The sequence below is a fragment of the Euzebya pacifica genome, from assembly GCF_003344865.1.
In the GTDB taxonomy this organism is placed as follows: domain Bacteria; phylum Actinomycetota; class Nitriliruptoria; order Euzebyales; family Euzebyaceae; genus Euzebya; species Euzebya pacifica.
This window is the reverse complement of record NZ_CP031165.1, coordinates 4,461,250-4,479,240: the sequence shown is the minus strand read 5'-3', so window position 1 is coordinate 4,479,240 and position 17,991 is coordinate 4,461,250. Positions and strand designations below refer to the sequence as shown.

At 70.4% G+C, this 17,991-nt stretch carries 12 protein-coding genes; 5 read left to right on the top strand and 7 right to left on the bottom strand.

The features are described 5' to 3' along the window. Window positions 1-45: 45 nt before the first annotated feature. The 4 genes from DVS28_RS19195 (at window position 46) to DVS28_RS19180 (ending at window position 6,981) form a co-directional block, all read left to right on the top strand. Entirely contained in the window at window positions 46-1,251 is a 1,206-nt protein-coding gene (locus DVS28_RS19195; protein ID WP_114592906.1) for an arginine deiminase, read from the top strand. Between the two features lie 60 nt (window positions 1,252-1,311). Next, the gene (locus DVS28_RS19190) at window positions 1,312-2,319 is read left to right on the top strand and encodes a potassium channel family protein (RefSeq protein ID WP_216826151.1); all 1,008 of its coding nucleotides are present in this window, start codon (window positions 1,312-1,314) and stop codon (window positions 2,317-2,319) included. 14 nt (window positions 2,320-2,333) lie between these two features. Then, window positions 2,334-2,699 carry a DUF6027 family protein gene (locus DVS28_RS19185; protein WP_114592904.1) on the top strand — a complete coding sequence of 122 codons (366 nt, stop codon included), beginning with the start codon at window positions 2,334-2,336 and terminating at the stop codon, window positions 2,697-2,699. A 115-nt stretch (window positions 2,700-2,814) separates the two neighbouring features. Beyond that, on the top strand, window positions 2,815-6,981 hold the full coding sequence (locus DVS28_RS19180; protein WP_114592903.1) for a cell wall-binding repeat-containing protein: 4,167 nt from the start codon (window positions 2,815-2,817) through the stop codon (window positions 6,979-6,981). Window positions 6,982-7,055: 74 nt separating this feature from the next. On the opposite strand, the gene DVS28_RS19175 is transcribed toward DVS28_RS19180, so the two are convergent. The 3 genes from DVS28_RS19175 to DVS28_RS19165 all read right to left on the bottom strand — a co-directional run bounded on the left by DVS28_RS19175 (window position 7,056) and on the right by DVS28_RS19165 (window position 11,484). After that, the gene (locus DVS28_RS19175; RefSeq protein WP_114592902.1) at window positions 7,056-7,580 is read right to left on the bottom strand and encodes a GNAT family N-acetyltransferase; all 525 of its coding nucleotides are present in this window, start codon (window positions 7,578-7,580) and stop codon (window positions 7,056-7,058) included. A 10-nt stretch (window positions 7,581-7,590) separates the two neighbouring features. Beyond that, the gene (locus tag DVS28_RS19170) at window positions 7,591-10,038 is read right to left on the bottom strand and encodes an ATP-binding cassette domain-containing protein (RefSeq protein ID WP_164710775.1); all 2,448 of its coding nucleotides are present in this window, start codon (window positions 10,036-10,038) and stop codon (window positions 7,591-7,593) included. Window positions 10,039-10,221: 183 nt separating this feature from the next. After that, window positions 10,222-11,484, bottom strand: coding sequence for an HNH endonuclease signature motif containing protein (locus DVS28_RS19165; protein WP_164710774.1), 1,263 nt, complete (start codon window positions 11,482-11,484; stop codon window positions 10,222-10,224). A gap of 356 nt (window positions 11,485-11,840) precedes the next feature. Here DVS28_RS19165 and DVS28_RS19160 point away from each other — a divergent pair, with 356 nt between their 5' ends. After that, on the top strand, window positions 11,841-12,296 hold the full coding sequence (locus tag DVS28_RS19160) for a hypothetical protein (protein WP_114592899.1): 456 nt from the start codon (window positions 11,841-11,843) through the stop codon (window positions 12,294-12,296). Window positions 12,297-12,410: 114 nt separating this feature from the next. On the opposite strand, the gene DVS28_RS19155 is transcribed toward DVS28_RS19160, so the two are convergent. The 4 genes from DVS28_RS19155 to DVS28_RS19140 form a co-directional block, all read right to left on the bottom strand. Further along, window positions 12,411-14,039, bottom strand: coding sequence for a nickel/cobalt transporter (locus DVS28_RS19155; protein WP_164710773.1), 1,629 nt, complete (start codon window positions 14,037-14,039; stop codon window positions 12,411-12,413). Continuing rightward, window positions 14,036-15,250 carry a tetratricopeptide repeat protein gene (locus DVS28_RS19150; RefSeq protein ID WP_114592897.1) on the bottom strand — a complete coding sequence of 405 codons (1,215 nt, stop codon included), beginning with the start codon at window positions 15,248-15,250 and terminating at the stop codon, window positions 14,036-14,038. The genes DVS28_RS19155 and DVS28_RS19150 overlap by 4 nt, the downstream gene beginning before the upstream one ends. Before the next feature lie 109 nt (window positions 15,251-15,359). Further along, window positions 15,360-16,853, bottom strand: coding sequence for a DUF4331 domain-containing protein (locus DVS28_RS19145; protein ID WP_114592896.1), 1,494 nt, complete (start codon window positions 16,851-16,853; stop codon window positions 15,360-15,362). A gap of 64 nt (window positions 16,854-16,917) precedes the next feature. Further along, the gene (locus tag DVS28_RS19140; RefSeq protein WP_114592895.1) at window positions 16,918-17,955 is read right to left on the bottom strand and encodes a cell wall-binding repeat-containing protein; all 1,038 of its coding nucleotides are present in this window, start codon (window positions 17,953-17,955) and stop codon (window positions 16,918-16,920) included. Window positions 17,956-17,991: the final 36 nt, after the last annotated feature.

The following is a 17,991-nucleotide window of genomic DNA, read 5'->3' as shown; positions in this document are numbered from 1 at the left end:
GACGCAGCCACCCCCGCCGCAGGTCGGCCGGTACGCTGCCGTGTCATGAGCGTCTCCAGCGAAGTCGGCCGCCTGCGCGAGGTCATCCTCCACCGTCCGGGGTTGGAGCTGCGGCGCCTGACGCCCGCCAACAAGGACCAGCTGCTGTTCGACGAGCTCGTCTGGGTCGGCAAGGCCCAGGAGGAGCACGACACCTTCGCCAAGGTTCTGGCCGACAACGGCGTCACGGTCCGATTGTTCGCCGACCTGCTGACCACCGTCGTCTCCGACCCGGAGCTGGCGACCGCCCTGATCAGCCGCCGGGCCACCGTCGACACCTGCGGGGTCGAGCTGGTCGACCGGGTCCACGGCTACCTCAGCGACCTGCCGCCGACCGAGCTGGCCGAGCACCTGATCGGCGGGGTGACCGTCGACGAGGTACCCGGCGCCGGCGACGGCTTCGTCGGTGGTGTGCTCGGCGCCACCGCCTTCCTGGTACCGCCGCTGCCCAACTCCGTCTTCACCCGCGACCCCAGCGCCCACGTCTACGGCGGCCGGGTGCTCTCGCCCATGCACAAGCCCGCCCGCCAGCCCGAGCGGCTGCTGTGGTCGACGATGTACGCCCACCATCCCGAGCTGAGCGGCCGGCCCGTCTGGTACGGCGAGGACCAGCGCGACTACTTCCCCGCCACGGTCGAGGGGGGCGACGTCCTCGTGCTGTCCGACCGAGCCATCGCCGTCGGGGTCAGCGAGCGCACCTCGCCGATCGCCGTGGAGAACCTCGCGGCCAGCCTGTTCGAGGCCGAGGAGGTCGACTTCGTCCTGGCGGTGGAGCTGCCGATGGGGCGCGGGACCATGCACCTCGACACCGTCATGACCCAGGTCGACCGCGACGCGATCGTGGTGTGGCCCAAGCTGCCCAACGTGTCCAGGGCCCACCGCATCGAACCCGGGGGCAACGGCAAGATGAAGGTGACCGAGCAGCCCGACCTGCTGCGCGGCCTCGCCGACGCCATGGCGACCGACGAGCTGCGGGTCATCACCACCGGCGAGGACGAGGTTCGTGCCGACCGCGAGCAGTGGGACGACGGCAACAACACGCTGGCGATCGCCCCCGGGGAGGTCATCGCGTACGAACGCAACGTCGACACCAACCGACGGCTGCGCGAGGCCGGGATCACTGTCCACGAGATCTCCAGCTTCGAGCTGCCCCGCGGCCGCGGTGGCCCCCGCTGCATGTCCTGCCCCGTCGACCGGGACCCGCTCGGCTGACACTGGTGACCTGACCGGTCCGCGTTTCGAGGGGGGTGCTCGGGGGGCATGCCTGCGGCCATGGCCTACACCGTCGCCGGAGTGCTGTTGCTCGTCGGACTGCTCGTCGACGTGGTGGCCACGACGGTCGCAAGCGGGCGTCCCGGCGGCTGGGTCAGCCGGCGGACGGGCCGGGCCATGTGGACCGCGATCCGCCGGGCAGCCCGTGGCCACCAGGGGGTGATGGAGATCGGCGGGCTCGTGGTGGTCGTCGGCCTGCTCGTGCAGTGGCTCGTCATCGCCCTGGCGGCCTGGTGGCTGGTCCTGCTCGGCACGGGCGAGGTCGTGGAGGCGACCACCGGCCGGGCGGCGTCGGCCGTGGAGGCGCTGTACTACGCGGGGGTGACCTTCTCCACGCTCGGCAACGGCGAGTACCTGGCGACGAGCGCCGGCGGGCGGGTCGTGACGGTGGTGGCGTCGGTCAGCGGGATCGTCCTGCTCACGTTGTGCATCACCTACCTGGTCCCGGTCATCAGCGCCGTCTCCCTCAAGCGGCGGGTGGCGGCGCAGATCACCGATCTCGGGCCCACTCCCCACGACGTCGCGCGACGGCTGCTGTCCGAGGCGGGGACCAGCCAGCAGGTCGACGTCGCGCTCGAGCTCTCCACGCACATCCGCACGCTCACCCAGCAGCACTACAGCTATCCCGTGCTGCACTACTTCCACAGCCGTCACCGCAAGACCGCGCTGGCCGTGGCGCTCGGGGTCCTGGACGACGCGCTGGTGCTCGTCGAGCTCGCACAGGGTCGGGACGAGCCACCGATCCACCTGCACCTCCTCGACACCGCCATCGAGGGGTTCCTCGACGCGCTGGCCCACTCCTTCATCGAACCGGCGGACGAGCCACCACCGCAGCCGACCGTGGAGGACCTGCGGCGCCTGGTCGGCAGCGATCCCCTGCCGACGAACACCGACATCGACGGCCGCTACGGCCCACGCAGCGAGCGGCGTCGACGGCTGAAGGGGTTCGTGCACGACGACGGGTGGTCGTGGGACGACGTCGCTCGTCCCGAGACGACGCCGGTCTGACGCATGATGCGGGCATGGACCTGCAGCCCTACACCGATGCCTGGGACGACGACGACCCGCACGCCAACTTCAAGTCCGAAGTCGCGGAGTACACCCGTCAGGACCCCCTGCCCACGTTCGAGGCGCTCGGCGAGCTGACCGGCATCCCGGTCGAGTCGTTGGTGCGCTATGCCCTCGTCAAGTGGGCCAGCGAGGGCCACGAGATGATCATGCACGCCGGCCCGCGGACCGTCCGGCGGATGTGGGCGTTCTGCGAGCAGGCGGACGCCGCAGGCACCGACGCGGCGCGGCTGGAGGCCTACGAGGGCCTGCGGCAGATGGTGTCGTGGCTGCACGCACCGCTGGTGGACGGCGAGACGTCACAGGACCACACAGCCTGACAGGCGGTCGCCGGTTCGTGAATCGATGCGTAACGTCGCCCGCTCGGGGTGCGTAGTAACTCGCGCCGATAGTCAGTCACACGCCGTTCGACTCCACCCCATGGGGGCTCCTGCCATGCGCTTGTCAACACGTCCGCTGTCGCTGCTCTGGCTGGTGCCGTTGCTGCTGCTCGTCCCGTTGCTCGGCGCCCCGTTGCCGGCCACCGCACAGGGCGAGTCCGTCCGCTTCGCGGCGTTCGCTCCCGTCGAGGTCGCTCGTCCCGGCGACGTCGTCACCGTCGGCGGCCACCTCGCCACCGGTGACCTCGCCGATCGTGCCGCCCGGCCGGTTCCCGCCACCGACGCCGTCGAGGTCAGCCTGCACGCCCCCACCGGTGAGGCCTTCCCGCTGGGCACCGCCGTGCCCGACGTCGAGGGCCTGTTCACCGTCGACATCCCGGCTGAGCTGACCGCCGGTCGCACCATCGGCACCGCCCGCAACGGCTACCGCGAGACGTGGGCCGTCCGGGCCGTCGCCGCCGACGGCACCGCGGTCGCCGGCGCTGGCGCCGTCACCTTCGCCCAGGCCGCCGGTGTCCAGGTCGACCACGACTTCACGTCCTCCGTCGGCTGGGTCAAGCCCGGCGAGGAGTTCCCGTCCCGTGTCATCGTCAGCAACTTCGATGCCACGCCGGTCAGCGGCCTCACCGTCACGATCCCGGCCGTCGACGGCCGCGCGGTCACCGAGGTCCGCACCGCCAACGGCGACGCCGCCATCGGCACGGACGGCACGCTGACCTGGACCCTGGGCGAGCTCCCCGCGGCCAGCGAGACCGGTCCCGCCCGCGCCACGCTCGTCGTCATCTCCGAAGCCGACACCACCACCGAGGACCCCCAGATCGTCTGGAAGGACCTGTCGGCGACCGCCACGCTGTCGACCGGGGCGACCTCGACCTCCCACGGCCCCAAGGTCATTCCCCCTGCCGAGCGCTTCGACACCGCCCGGTACGGCGACCGTCCGTTCCCCGTGGTGCCGGTGCAGTTCCTCGACTTCGCCCACGCCGAGGACAACCAGGCCGAGCTGCTGGACACCATCATCAACGACCCTGCCAACCCGGGGTCGACGTTCAACCTCTTCCAGGAGATGAGCTACGGGCAGCTGTTCCCCAACGGCACCGTCCCCTCCGCCGGCATCGAGACCGCCGACTTCGCCTACGACGGCACCGCGGGTGAGGGTGTGGACTTCCACAAGGCCCAGGTCCCCCCGCCGAGCACCTGCACCGGCCTGCACAGCCCCGACCTGGCCGGCACGCCCCTGTACCCCGAGCGGATCACCGACGGGTGGTACACCCTGCCCGGCACCACCGGCTACTACGGTGCCGACTCCGGCGGAACGGCGCTGGCACCCGCCCTCGGCGTGCCGATCCCCGCATCGATCGACGCCGGATGCGGTGACACCGGCAAGGCCGTCTACGACGCCGCCGCGATCGCCGACCCGGAGATCGACTACAACGAGTACGACACCGACAAGGACGGCGTCGTCGACTTCTTCATGATGATCTTCGTCGGCTGCGGTGGGAACGGCGAGAGCCAGCTGACCGTGGCCGCCGGGTGCGAGTACTTCCCGGGTGGCATCCCCGCCCCGTACGACAACATCTGGCCACATTCCTCCACGCTCGAGGGTGGCTTCCGTGACCCCGGGACCGGGCTGCTCGGCTACGTCTCCGACGACCGGTTGACCGACCTCGAGGGCAACCTGCTGTTCTACACCGACGCCACCTACACGGTGACCACGACGACCGAGACCGAGTTCCCTGCCTACGTCCGGGTCGGTCCGTACAACGTCAACCCCGAGGGTGTCTTCGACGCCGCATCGGTGATCAGCCACGAGTACGGCCACTCCCTCGGCCTGCCCGACTTCTACTCCAACGCCGGCCTCACGACCTACGGCGAGTGGAACCTGATGGCCGCCGACTACAGCCAGCACATGGACGCCTTCGGCCGTCAGGAGCTCGGCTGGGTCGTGCCGCTGGACGTGCCCGAAGGCACCACCGAGGTCGAGATGGTCGGCTCGAAGACCGACATCAACCGCATCGAGTGGGCCTCCCCCGACGGCACCCCCTACGTGCTGGAGGGCGAGGACGTCCACAACGGCCAGATGTACCGGGCCGGCATCCCCACCGACATCCTGATCGACCCGGCCCTGGTGGAGAACGGCGCCTCGCCGACCCACGTGTACTGGTCGACGTCCGGCAACGACTACGCCTGCCCCTCCTCGCCCAACGCCCGGGCGCTGGACCTGCGCGTGCCGGCGCTGGCCGACCTGGCGGCCGACACCCCCGTCGAGCTGTCGTTCGCCACGATGTTCGACATCGAGTGGGAGTTCGACTACGGCTTCGTCATGGTGACCACCGACGACGGCCAGACGTACACGGCGCTGGAGTCCGAGGAGGGCTTCACCACGCCGGCGACCACCAACCCCAACAACAACGTCTGCCACGCCACCTACGGCAACGGCATCACCGGGACCACCCAGTCCTACGAGGACGGCACCAGCGACATCGACCGCCTGGTCGGCAACGCCCCGGAGAACGACGGCTTCGCGACCGACCGCTACGACCTGACCGCCTACGCGGGACAGGACAACGTGGTCATCCGCTTCGGCTACGTCACCGACGTCGGCCTGGCCGAGCAGGGCTGGTTCATCGACGACGTGACCGTCACCGCCGACGGCCAGGAGCTGTACGCCAACGACTTCGAGGACGGTGCGACCGACCCGCTGTTGTTCAACGGCGGCTGCGACCCCGACTCGGGCCTGGGCACCGCGCCCATCTGCTCCAAGGGGTTCCAGTACGTGTCCTCCACGGAGGGCTCGCCCGCTGACCACGCCTACTACCTCGAGCTGCGCGACCGCTCCGGCTTCGACGCCGACGGCTTCGGCCAGTCCGACCGCGGCGCCATCTCGTGGGAGCCGGGCATCTCGCTGGGCTACACCGACGAGTCGTTCAGCTACGGCAACATCTCCAACGGTGACCACCCCGGCCAGCACGTGCTGGATGCCGTGCCCGTGCCCGGTGACACCGCCCCCGAGCTGGCCGACGCCGCCTTCAACGTCGGGGAGTCCTTCTCCGACGCCGGCGAGGGCCACGTCGACAACTTCGAGGACCCCCAGCGCGAGGACGGGTTCTGGCGCTTCGACTTCGAGTGCCTCTCCTTCGACGTCACGGCGATGTCCGGTGACGAGGTGACCGTCGACGACAGCGGTGCCGTCGTCTCTCCCCGCGAGGACGACATCACCGCGACCGTGTCGCTGACCCGTGGCACGGGCTGTGCGCCGATCGACTACGGCTACGAGGGTGACCTCGGGTTGACCGTCGAGCGGCTGGCCGGTCCGGGTCGCATCCAGACGGCGGTGGAGGTGTCGCAGCGGGCGTTCCCCAACGGGGCCGACACCGTGCTGCTGGCCGACGCCGGCAACTTCCCCGACGCGCTCGCGGCAGCGCCCCTGGCCGCCGACCTCGACGCGCCGGTGCTGCTGACCTCGGCCTCCGAGCTGGCTGCAGAGGTGGCGACGGAGCTGGAGCGCCTCGGTGCCACCGACGTGGTCCTGCTGGGTGGCGAGGCGGCTCTGTCCGCTGGCGTGGAGAACGCGCTGTCGGACTACGAGGTCACTCGCCTGGCCGGTAGCGGTCGAGTCGAGACCTCCGTGGAGGTCGCCGAGGCGCTGGCGGGTGACGACGGCGAGGTGCCGGGTGCGATCCTGGTCCGCGCCGACGCGTTCCCCGACGCGCTGGCCGCCAGCAACCTGGCCATCCCCGGTGGGCTGCCGATCCTGCTGACGGGCTCTTCCGGCCTGGACGCGGCGGCCGAGGCGGCGCTCGGTGACCTGGTGGCCGACGGGGCCGTGGTCTACCTGGCCGGTGGCACCGCGGCGCTGGCCGAGCAGGTTGCCACCGACGTGGCGGCTGCCGGGTTCGTGCCCAAGCGACTGTCCGGCGCCAGCCGGTACGCCACGGCAGCGGCGATCACCCAGGAGGCGTTGACCACCACCGGGGCATCGTTCGGCTCGGCGATGCTGGCCAGCGGCACCAACTTCCCCGACGCGCTGACGGCCGGTCCGGCCGCCGCGCAGCTGGGCGGGATGCTGGTGCTGGTCGACCCGGGCAGCTTGGACGCCTCGCCGGAGTCGCGGTCGCTGCTGTCGGCCAACGCGGGATCCATCCGCCGGCTGTTCATCGCCGGTGGCACCGCGGCGGTCAGCCAGGACGTGCAGGACCAGGCAGTCACCGTCCTCGGCGGCTGACCCCGGCTCGCACTTCGACACCCCCGCGGGGCTCGGCACTGGCCGGGTCCCGCTGGTGGTTCGGGACCGAGCAGTCAGACGAAGCGGGCCATCATCAGGTCATCGACGTACTCGCCGTTGATCAGGAACTCGTCGCGGAGGTGGCCCTGCACCTCGAAGCCCATCCGCTGGTAGAGCCGCTGGGCGGTCGGGTTGCTGCCCATGACCCGCAGGCTGACCTTACGCATGCCTCGCTGTTCGGCGTCGTCGAGCACGGCCTGGACCAGCATGGCCCCGACCCCTCGTCCGCGGGCGGCAGGGTCGACGGCCAGCCCCTGGATCTCCACGACATGGGCGTTGGAGGGCAGGGGCGTGGGGTGGCCCATGCGGATGTAGCCGACGAGGTGGTCGTCGAGCCAGGCCATGAAGTGCTGGTCGGCCGGGACCCGCTCGAAGAAGTTGTTGGCTGCGGTGATCGGCTGGCCGGGGGAGGTATGGGGCTCGAAGCTGCGGATGTCGAGGGCGACCACGGCGCCGTGGTCCTCCGGGCGGCCGCGACGAATGACGGGTTCGGATCGGTCGGTCATCCCGACCAGCATGCCGTCCGATGTCGCGGTCATCGGGGTGGCCTCACTGGGGTGCGGTCTTGCGTCGCAGCACCAACCCGGCGGCCACGAGGAGGATCACGACGGCGGCGCCCATGACCGCCCACTGCACGGCCAGGTTCACGTCGAACTGGTCCCGGTACTGCGCGGCGAGGTTCTCCGCGACGGGGCCACCGGCGGCGTCGTAGAGGCCCAGGACGTCCAGCACGTTGCCGGCGGCCTGGAAGCCGTACCGCAACGGCATGACCGTCGAGATGGCCTCTCCGACCGTGATCATCGCCGCGATCGGGAACAGGCCGCCGGAGAACAGGACCTGCGGCATGATCCACGCCGGCGCCAGGTCGTTGGCCGTCTGGGCGCTGGGGGCTGCGGCAGAGGTGAAGTGGGCGATGGCGAGGGCGAGCAGGGTCGAGAGCACCATCGTGAACCAGACGGCGGCGTACTCGCTGGCCGACAGGTCTGGGATGCGGTCGGTCAGGCCGAGGATGAGCAGCATCAGCGCCATGCCGATCGACAGCACCGGCGCGAGGAACGTCATCTTGGACAGGATGTAGGGCGTCAGCTTGAGGTTGACCAGCCGCTCGCGCTTGATGATGGCGAACTCCGACGCGATTTCCTGGAGCCCCGACGTCAAGCCGATCAGGAAGCCGGAGAAGACCAGCAGGAAGCAGATCAACCCGGGCACGATCAGGTTGTCGGTGTCGGGGTCGAACGCCCCGGGCCTGAACAGCGCCAGCATCAGCAGGGCGAGCGCGATCGGGCCGATGAACAGCGGGGCCAGCCGGTCGGAGTTGGACAGGAACAGCTGCGCGTTGCGGCTGGACAGGGTCACGAACTGCGAGATGGAGCGGCCGAAGCCACCCTGGCGGGTCTGCTGACCGGGGTCCTGCATCGCCGGGCCGGCCTGCGCGTGCAGCTGGGCAACGAAGGCGTACTCGGGCGTCTGGGTGTAGCGCTGCGCCCACTCCTCGGGCGTCGTCGATCCCTCCAGGAGCTCGTAGATCTGGTCGAACTCGGTGCAGCCGAAGTGCTCGAGGGCCCGGCGAGGGGTGCCGAAGAACGCCAGGTTGCCGCCACGGGCCATGAAGACGACCTTGTCGCACAGCAGGACGTTCTTGGTCGCGTGGGTCGTCAGCAGCACGGTGGCCCCGTCGTGGGACAGCCGCCGCAGCAGCTTCATCATCGCCGTGTCGGTGGCCGGGTCGAGGCCCGAGGTGGGTTCGTCGAGGAAGAACACGCGCGGCTTGGTCAGCAGCTCAACCCCGATGGAACACCGCTTGCGCTGGCCGCCGGACAGGGCCGAGACCTTGGTGTCGGCGTGGGCGGCGATCTGCAGGTCCTCCAGCGTCTTCTGCACGATGGCCTGCCGCTCGGCCTTCGACGTGTCGCCGGGAAGGCGCAGGCGGGCGGCGTAGTCGAGGGTGACCTTCACGGGCAGGTCGCGGTGGATGATGTCGTCCTGGGGCACGTAGCCCTGTGACTCGCGGTACCGGTCGCGGGAGTGGGTGACGTCCTCGCCGTTGTAGCGGACCTCGCCGTGGGTGGGCGGGCGCACCCCCGACAGGGCATCCATGAGCGTGGACTTGCCGGCGCCGCTGGTGCCGACGATGGCCACCATCTCGCCGGGGGCGATCGACAGGGAGATGTTCTGCAGCAGGTTCTTGCCGCCCTTGACCTCCTTGCGCAGGCCGGCCGCCTCGATGCGGATCGCGCGTGGGCTGATGACCTCGTTGAGGGCGCCCGTGGACCAGACGAGGTGCTGGTCGCCGAAGAAGACGTGATCGCCCTCCTTGAGGGTGGCGGTCTTGACCGGGGCCCCGTTGACGAACGTGGCCCCGTCGGCAGAGGTGTCCTCCACGACGATGCTCTGCCCGGCGTTGCGGAGGATGGCGTGGTGGGTGGAGACCAGCCGGGAGTCGAGCACCAGGTCGTTGTCGTCGGCCCGGCCGACCCTGACCTGTCCGTTGGCCTGCGAGAGCGCGCCGAGATCGGCGCGGATGAGCCCGTAGTCGCCCGCGTCGCGGAACTTCGCGCGCTGTTCGGCGGCTTCGGCGACGGCGGTGCCGACCGCGGGTTCGCGTTGGCTGAGCGCGGCGAAGTCCTGCCGGGAGAGGACCCACAGCGACATGTCGGTGTCCGCGCGCACGGTCGCCGAACGGGGACCGCCGGCAAGCAGGGAGTGCTCGCCGAAGAACTCGCCGGGGCCGAGGCGCGCGAGCGGGCGGGTGCCGGCCGTGGACGTGTGCTCGACGAGGCACGCGCCCTCCTCGATCAGGTACATCGCGTCGCCGGGTTCGCCCTGGGTCAGCAGCACCGTCCCAGCGGTGGCGATGGTGTGCTGCAGCAGGTTGGCGATCTCCGGCAGGGAGAGCGGCGAGACGCGTTGGAACAACGGGATGCGCTGCACCAGCGCCATGCGCTGCTCCCACTCGGGTCCATGGGCCGCGGATCCTCTGGCTTCGGTGGTGGTCACGAGCGTTTCCCCTCAGAAAGTTGCTGTGATCTGGGTCGAGCCTAGGGGTGCGGCCCCGAGAGGTGAAGGGCCGTTTCGTGCCCGGTAAGGGTTGCGGCCGTTCGCTCGGGGCCGCGACGGAAGAGGGCCGTCGAGGGCGAGTTCCCCCTTCGGACGTCTCCACCGATCGCGGTGCACGCCGGGTCATGCGGCTTGGGCGGGTGGGTCTCGGCTGATCTCGACGCCGGTTTGGGTGGTCCAGGTGCGTTGGCCGGGTGGGCCGAGCAGTCGGTAGTGACGTCTGGATTTCTGTCGGTGGTGGCTGGTGCACAGCCAGGCGAGGTCGCCGAGCCGCGTCTGTTTGGTGATGGCCCATCCGGTGACGTGGTCGATCTCCAGGAGGTGGTCGGCGGTGCAACCGGGGACTTCGCACTGGTAGCCGCGTGCTTCGAGGGCGGTGCGTTGGTGGGCGGTGACCTGCCGTCCGAGGTGGGCAACGGTCACATCCTGGGCGCTGGTGATGACGTAGGTGATGTGGGCGTCGGGGATCTGCTCGCGCACCGCGGACAGGGCGACCGGGCCGATGCCGGCGATCTCGCAGGTCTCGCCGTCCTCCACCTCGCCGCGGACCAGCGCCGAGCCGTCGACACGGATGATCACCTTGGTCTGCCGACCCGTCCGACGTGGGCGACGAGCAACGGTCTCGCCGGCCTCGGCCGTACCGGTGGCCGGCGTCTCATCCGCCCCCTTGGGGGTGGTGCCCGCGTCGCCGTCCGCAGTGTGTCCTTCGAGGAGGTTGAGGAGGGCGTCGAACCGGTAGCAGGCGTCGTCCTCTCGTTGGCCGGCGGCGTGTGCGGTCCGAAACACTGCGTCGTGCTCGCCCCGGAGCGCCGCCTCGATCCGGGCCCCCAGGTCGCCGGGGCCGGACAGGAACGCCTTCCATTCGCCGTCGGTTTCGGTCCAGGACCGGAACGCCCGCCGGGCCAGGTGCCGACGTCGGGTCGTTTCCCGGTCCGGGTCGGCTGCGGTGCGGATGTCACGGGCCTTCTTGCGCAGCTCCGGCAACGTCTGGGTGGTGGCATCGACGATCAGCTCGCCCGCCTTCTCCGGCGCATCGGCCACCGTTTCGGAGACGACGACGGCCTGGTCGGTCGACAGGGTCCCGTCGGTGACGGCCTTGTCCACGTCGGGCTGGTCCACCAGCTGGGACGAGGTCCTCAACATCTTCTTGGCGGCTGCGGTGGAGGTGCCGGTGGCGGTGGCGATCAACGTCGCCGCGTCCTTGGCCCCGGTGGTCTCGTGTGCGGACGTCTCGGTGGCGCGTCGGGCGGCCCGGGTCAACATGCCGTCGACCAGCCGACCCGCACGACCCAGGTCGACCACCAACCCCGCCACGTCGCTGTCGGGGATCTGGTCGGGGTCGAAGCGGCTGGCGAGGGTGTGGAGGTGGGTGACCAGCTCGGTCACCTCACCTGCCTCAACCACCCCTTGCCCACCCATGTCCCGACCCCAGGTCTGGCTGTCTCGATCGTGTGTTCGAGTATACCGCATCGACGGTCTCGGATCGGCTGTTTCCCCAGCTCAAACGCTATTTCGGACGGAATGTCAGTGGTGATCATCTCCGCTTCGTGGCTCGTGTTGCACAGTGTCATTCGGTGACTAGGGAAGTGATCAACAATCCGGACCGGACGTCTGCCGGCCCCCTACCAGGTGTGACATGGCGGTGACAACGGTGGACATCGTTCGCGCTGGTCCCGGATAGTGCCCTGACCAGTCGCGGGCCGTTGAGGGGATCCGCGGCGTGATCGAGGGGGATTGATCCCATGGGCTTCTTGTCCAACATGAAGAACAACCTGACCGGCAGCTGGGCGAACGTGAACGTGCGAACGGGGCCGGAGCTGCGACGGGGCGAGCCGGCCAGCGTCGCGGTTGACGTGCAGGTCAAGGACAACGACATCACCGTCAACGGCGTGATCGTGGAGCTGTCCCTGCAGGAGCGGGTGTCGCTCAACGGCGTGGACCTGATGGGTGACGGGGACAACGAGCGGGTGGATGGCCGGGCCAACGAGCGCCTGCACCACCAGGAGTTCACGATCGCCTCCGGCCAGCAGCTCGGCGCCAACCAAACCGGCAGCTTCGAGGGCCAGATCCAGCTCCCGGCACACCTGCCACCGTCGGCCCGCGGCAGGAACGCGGAGTTCCGCTGGCAAGTGCGCGCACGGCTGGACATGAAGGGCAACGACCCGGACAGCGGTTGGCAGATGGTCGAGGTCCACTGACCCGACCGTTCGTGGCCACGAGGTGGGGCTCAGGCCGCCAGTCGACCCAACGGACTGGGCCCCCACCCAGAGCCTGACCCACGGGCCGGGTCGGAGCTGAGATCACCGGGGTGATCAGGCAGCGCCGAGCAGCGAGCGGCCGATGATCACCAAGCCGCCGACGACGATCAGGCTGGACGTGATCACCGGCAGCGCGGTGCTGACGCGGGCCCACGTCTGGCTCTCCAGCCGTTCGGCCACACGGAAACGGACACGGTGCAGCAGGTAGCCGGCTCCGACCAGCGCCAGCGCCATGCCGATGCCGTACGCCAGCACCAGGAGGACCCCGAACCACGCCCGTCCGATCGCGATGCCGCCGAGCAGCACGAGCAGCGCTGACGGGCTCGGCACCATGCCACCGGCCAGGCCGGGGAGGATCAGCGACCGCCAACCCGCCGCGGGGGTCGGTGCGTGGCTGTGGTCGTGGTCGTCGTCGTGGCCAGTGGAGCTGGGGTGATCGTGGTGCTCGTGCGGACGGAGGGTGGCCGGCTCTGGACTCGTGAAGGGTTCGGCCGGGCCGTGGGCGACCAGTACGCGGTCCTGCGCAGGGACCGGCGCGACATGCCCGGCCCCGTGGTCGTGACCCCCGTGGCCATGCCCGTGTGAGTGGCCGTGATCGTGGTCGTGCGAGTGGCCCTTGTTGCGCAGCGCGCGGACCAGCAGGGACACCCCCAGCAGCGTGAACAGCACCCCACCCATGACGCCGAGGATCGGATAGAGGCGCTCGGGCGCAAGGCTCGTCGACGTGGACACGATCACACCCAGCACGAGCACGCCGATGGTGTGGGTGACGGCGACGGTGGAGCCGAGCGCCACTGCCTGGCGGGCCTGCCCGCCCTCGCCCAGCAGGTAGGCGGCGATGACGGTCTTGCCGTGCCCGGGGGCGACGGCGTGCGCGGTGCCCAGCACGATCGAGAGCAGGATGGCCACGAGCACGAAGCCGACGGTCAGGTCCTGACGAGCCACCAGCTCGGTGTAGCGCTCGACCAGCCCCTCCAGACCACCGGGCGAGGCGGCGTCGACCAGCTCGACGTCGGTGGCACGCAGCGCCTCGACGGCGGCGGGGTCGCCGGCTCCCTCGCCCACGACGACCGTGGCGGTCGTGAGGTCGGACACGGTGGCCTCGGGGTAGGTCCGCAGCTGCGTCGACGACGAGGTTGCCGGGACGTCGCTGTCGGTCAGGTCGACCCCGTCGCCGGCCGCAACGACCTCTCGCCAGCCGAGGGTGTCGGCCCGGTAGCCGTCGGCGTAGCCGATGGACGTCCCGGCGGCGACGTCGGTGTCGGCGATCAGGTCACAGCGAAGCCGGAGCGTGTCCAGGCCCGCCTGCCCCGGCGGGAAGGTGATGCCGACGGTCGCCACGTCCAGCGGAACCACGGTGCCGTCGACGGTCAGCGTCTGTGCGCCGGCGACCGTCGTGCACTCCTCCTGCGCCCATGCCTCCGGGCCCCCGGCTGCCTCGATGGCGCGACCTGACTGCTGGGCCGGCACTTCGGCGAGGTCCAGCACATAGGCGACGTCGACGCCGTCGGGACCGGGCAGGATCGCCGCGGAGGTGTTGGTCGTGAAGTTGCCCAGGGGATGGGCCGACGCAGGTCCGGCGACGAGCATCGACACCAGGACCGCGGCGAACAGGACCACGAGGACGCGCGCGTGACCGCGCACCACAGGGGAGGGGGACGAGGAGGAGGGGGTGGTGGTCACGGCAGGAACAGCTCCTCGGCGAGGGGGTTGCGGGCCAGCAGGGCGTCCATGCCCTCGCCGGTGATGGCGGCCATGCGCAGCTCGTGCGCCGTGTCGACCGTCCCCAGACGGGTTGCGTCGGTGGCCAGGGCCCGCGCCTCGGCGTCGTTGCCGGCGACGTGGTTGGCCCACGCCAGCGAACCAGCCGCGTAGACGTTGTCCGGCCGTGCCTCGTGGGCCAGCTCGGCCAGCTCCACGGCCCGCTCGGGATCGCCGAACGACGCCTCGAACAGCGCCAGCTCCAGGTCCACGACCTGTCCGGCGTCGATCTGCAGGGCCGCGACGGTCCGGGCCAGCTCGACGGTGTCGGCCAGCCCCTCGGTGTTGCCGGCCCGTTGCTGCACCTCGGCCAGGGCGGTGATGACCGGCGGCGCGGGGGTGCGGCCAGCGAGGTCGGTGAGGATCAGCTCGGCGGTGGCCAGGTCACCCTCGGCAGCGGCGACCCGTGCCAGGCCCGCGGCGCCGGCTGCCGTGGCGGTCGACTCGTAGGCGGCACGGGCCGCGTCGAGGTCGCCGCGCTGCAGCAGCAGGTCGCCCAGGAGGGCGTTGACGGTCGGGTTGCTGCCGGCGCCGGCAGCGACGGCCTGGCGCATCGCGACGATCGCACCGTCGAGGTCGCCGTTCAGCTGACGCAGGTAGCTGGCACGGGCAAGGGCCGACAGGTCGGGGTCGAGGGCGAGCATCGTGTCCAGCGCCGTGGCGGCCGCGTCGTAGTCGCCCAGCTCGACGTGGGCGTCGACCAGGACGCCCCACGCGTCGGCGGACGCGGGCGCGGCGGCGGTGGCGGACAACCCGAGCTCGCGGGCGGTGGTGAAGTCGTGGAGGGACAACGCCAGCCGGCCGCTGGCGATGGTGGTGAAGTGGTCGTCGGGGTCCAGCTCGGTCGCGCGCTCGAGGGCGTCGTCGGCGACGGCGTACCAGGCAGGGTCGGCGGTGGTTATGGCGTGGTCGGTCGCGGCCAGGCCCAGCGTCTGCCAGGCAGCGGCGTTGTCGGGGGCTGCCTCGGCGGTGGCCTGGAGGGCCCGGACCTCGGTGTCGTCGGGCACCACGACGGTCGGCAGCGGGACCGTGGGTGTGTCGGAGTAGGTGAGGAAGCGCCCGACCAGCAGCCCGACGACCGCAGCGACGACAGCGGTGATCAGGAGGGTGCGTGCGGTGCGGGAGGTTGTCATGGAACGAGGACTGTTCGTCGAGTTGGTGGGCTCCCCACGAGGGGAGAGGCGTGAGCCCCTCCCCTCGGGAGCGACGGCACTGGGTACCGGCGTGGTCACGAGGACCGTCCTACTGGGTCGAGCTGTAGCCGTCCCAGGGGGCGGCCACGTAGGGGAACTCGTTGAGGAACGGCTTGTCGTTGGTGAGGATGCCGTCGGTCAGGTCGGGGGTGGCGTCGCCACCGTTGACCAGCTCGCCGGCAACGACGCGCAGGGAGATGTCCACGGTGTCGTCGTACAGACGACGGCCGTTGGGGTAACCCTGGGTGTCGCCACCGATGACGCCGAGGCGGTTGTCGTTGTTGAGGTCGCCGTCAGCCGGCTTGATGGAGGTGTTCAGGCGGATGTACTCCGCCGGGGTGAAGTCACCACCGTTGAGCTGGTTGACGTCCGGGATACCGGTCAGGAAGACCTGGACCAGGTCGGCGCGGGGGGCCGGGGGCAGAGGAGCCGCACCGTCGGGACCGAACACGTCCGGGTAGAGGATCTCGAACAGGCCGGCGAGCTCGGGGTCGGTCACGATCGGGATGTCACCGACGGTCGACGGCTGGTAGCCGGCGTCCGGGGCGATGTCGTCGGAGCCGACGCCCGACAGGGCGGTCGCGTCCTGGCTGGGCAGCAGGGTGTTGAAGGTGTCCTTCAGCGCGGTCGGGATGACGACCTCGTTGACCAGCGGCATGCCGAGGCGGGAGACCTGGGCGTAGGGGCCGTTGTGGACCGGGGTGGCGGAGCTGCCGTCGGCGAAGGTACGGGTGCGACGACGGGACGCGGTCGCCCAGACGCCGATGACGGGGTCGTCACCGTTGGTCAGCGAGTCGATCGGAACCTCGAGGACCAGGGAGTGGGTGTTCTTGCCAGCGACGGCGTCGATGGCGTCGGTGTTCGGCTCGGGGATGATGTGGGCGCCTTCGAACGGACGCAGGGCGCCGAGGTCGAAGATGGAGCCCAGGTCGACCCAGAAGGGGTCATCACGCTGGCCGGCGAAGGCGGTGACGCCGTCGGACAGCTCAACGATGGCCTGCGAGGCGAGGTCGTCGTAGTTGGGGGTCGAACGCGGGCCGAGGTTGTTCGGCGGGACCGGCAGGTCCTGGCCGAGCACCGTGCGGGTGCCGTCGACGACGCTGGACAGGGTGTAGCGCTGACGCAGGTTCCACGCGGCAGCACCCTCGCCCTCGAGGGCGGTGATCTGGCCGATGTTGTACAGCGTCGTGGTGGGGACGTTGAGCGAGGTCGTGAAGTCGAACTCGTAGGTCACGTCAGCGACGGCGTCGCCGTCGTTGTCGACGTGGATCTCGTACAGCACGTCGTCACCGAAGTTGTAGAAGTTCGGTCCGCCGGAGGGCTGCTGGAGCGGGATGTAGTTGGCGATGAGCACGACGTTGTCGTCGTTGGTCGGCGACACGAACGCGTAGGTGTCGGTGTTGTCAGCGACCGGGTCCTGGGCGATCAGCGGCGCTTCGCGGTGGCTGGAGGCGTCAACGGTCCCGAGGGTCGTGATCGCCAGCACCGCCGCAAGGGCTGCGGCCAGGAGCACCCGGAAGGACCGGCTGCGTGTGATGGTCATGGTCTGTGTACCTCTCTGCATGGGGTATGGGTGTGTCTTGGGTTCGATGTCAGGTGTCATGGCGTCAGCCGTTCAGCGCCGCGGACGCGGCGTCGCAAGCGGACTGCGTGGTTCCGGGACCGCAGATGAGCGGCACGCCGGCGCCCGACAGGAAGTCGGCGGTGGCGTCGGAGATGTCATCGCCGTTGGACAGCACCAGCGCGGCACCGTTGCCGGCCTGGACGGCCGACGCGAAGCCGGAGGCCCATGCGTCGTCGGCGTAGCCCTCGACCAGCAGGACGCGGGAGGCGTCAGCGGCGGAGGAGTAGCCGAGGTAGGACATCATCTCGATGGCGGTCACGTCACGGGAGGGACCGGCCAGGCGCTGGACGGACTCCTCGGTGCCGCTGTTGCCGTCGTCGATGGCCGAGGCGATGTCGTCCACGACCGCGTCGCTGATGGCGTCGGTGCCACCGGCCACGATGATGTTCTCGATCGGCAGCGCCGCGAGGGCGTCACCGGTCTCGGGCAGCAGGGTGTCGGAGTTGGTCAGCAGGATCGGCACGTGGGCGACCGCAGAGACGGCCGCGGTGACGATGGAGTCAGCGAAGGCGCTCGTGGGGTTGCCCTCGGCAGCGTCGGCGCGGGCGACGACGACTGCGGTGGCGTTGGGGAAGAACCGCTCGATGATGGCGACGGCCGTCAGGGCACGCGTGGATCCGCCAACCCGTTCGGTCTCGACGCCCAGGAGCTCGAGCTCGGTGACGACGGTCGGGCCGACCGCTTCCTCGCCGCCCAGGATGATGACGCGTTCCGCACCGAGACGAGTCATCTCAGCGGCGGTCTGCGGGCTCAGCAGGGTTGAGTTGGTCAGCAGCAACGGGGCTTCGAGGGCGGCCTGGACCGCGCCGGCTCCGAGGGAGTCCGGGAAGTTGTCGTCGCGTGCAAGGATCACGTCGGGTGCGCTGCCGTCTGCGAAGGTCGCCTGGCTCCAAGCCACCGCTTCGTCAACGGTCGTCGGACCGCTCACGATCGGGCTCGGGCTGTCCTGCGCGAGCGCAGGTCCTGCCAGGGCGAACAGCATCGAGACAGCCGCGACCAGCGCAACTGTGAATCTGCTCATGTGTTTGGCCTCCAAGGCCTTGTCGGATACTCGGTC

Bases quoted from the DNA above. Each gene is read 5' to 3' on its own strand.
- DVS28_RS19150 (WP_114592897.1), bottom strand. From the start codon at position 15,250: ATGACAACCTCCCGCACCGCACGCACCCTCCTGATCACCGCTGTCGTC.
- DVS28_RS19185 (WP_114592904.1), top strand. From the start codon at position 2,334: ATGGACCTGCAGCCCTACACCGATGCCTGGGACGACGACGACCCGCAC.
- DVS28_RS19160 (WP_114592899.1), top strand. From the start codon at position 11,841: ATGGGCTTCTTGTCCAACATGAAGAACAACCTGACCGGCAGCTGGGCG.
- DVS28_RS19195 (WP_114592906.1), top strand. From the start codon at position 46: ATGAGCGTCTCCAGCGAAGTCGGCCGCCTGCGCGAGGTCATCCTCCAC.
- DVS28_RS19145 (WP_114592896.1), bottom strand. From the start codon at position 16,853: ATGACCATCACACGCAGCCGGTCCTTCCGGGTGCTCCTGGCCGCAGCC.
- DVS28_RS19140 (WP_114592895.1), bottom strand. From the start codon at position 17,955: ATGAGCAGATTCACAGTTGCGCTGGTCGCGGCTGTCTCGATGCTGTTC.
- DVS28_RS19175 (WP_114592902.1), bottom strand. From the start codon at position 7,580: ATGACCGCGACATCGGACGGCATGCTGGTCGGGATGACCGACCGATCC.
- DVS28_RS19190 (WP_216826151.1), top strand. From the start codon at position 1,312: ATGGCCTACACCGTCGCCGGAGTGCTGTTGCTCGTCGGACTGCTCGTC.
- DVS28_RS19180 (WP_114592903.1), top strand. From the start codon at position 2,815: ATGCGCTTGTCAACACGTCCGCTGTCGCTGCTCTGGCTGGTGCCGTTG.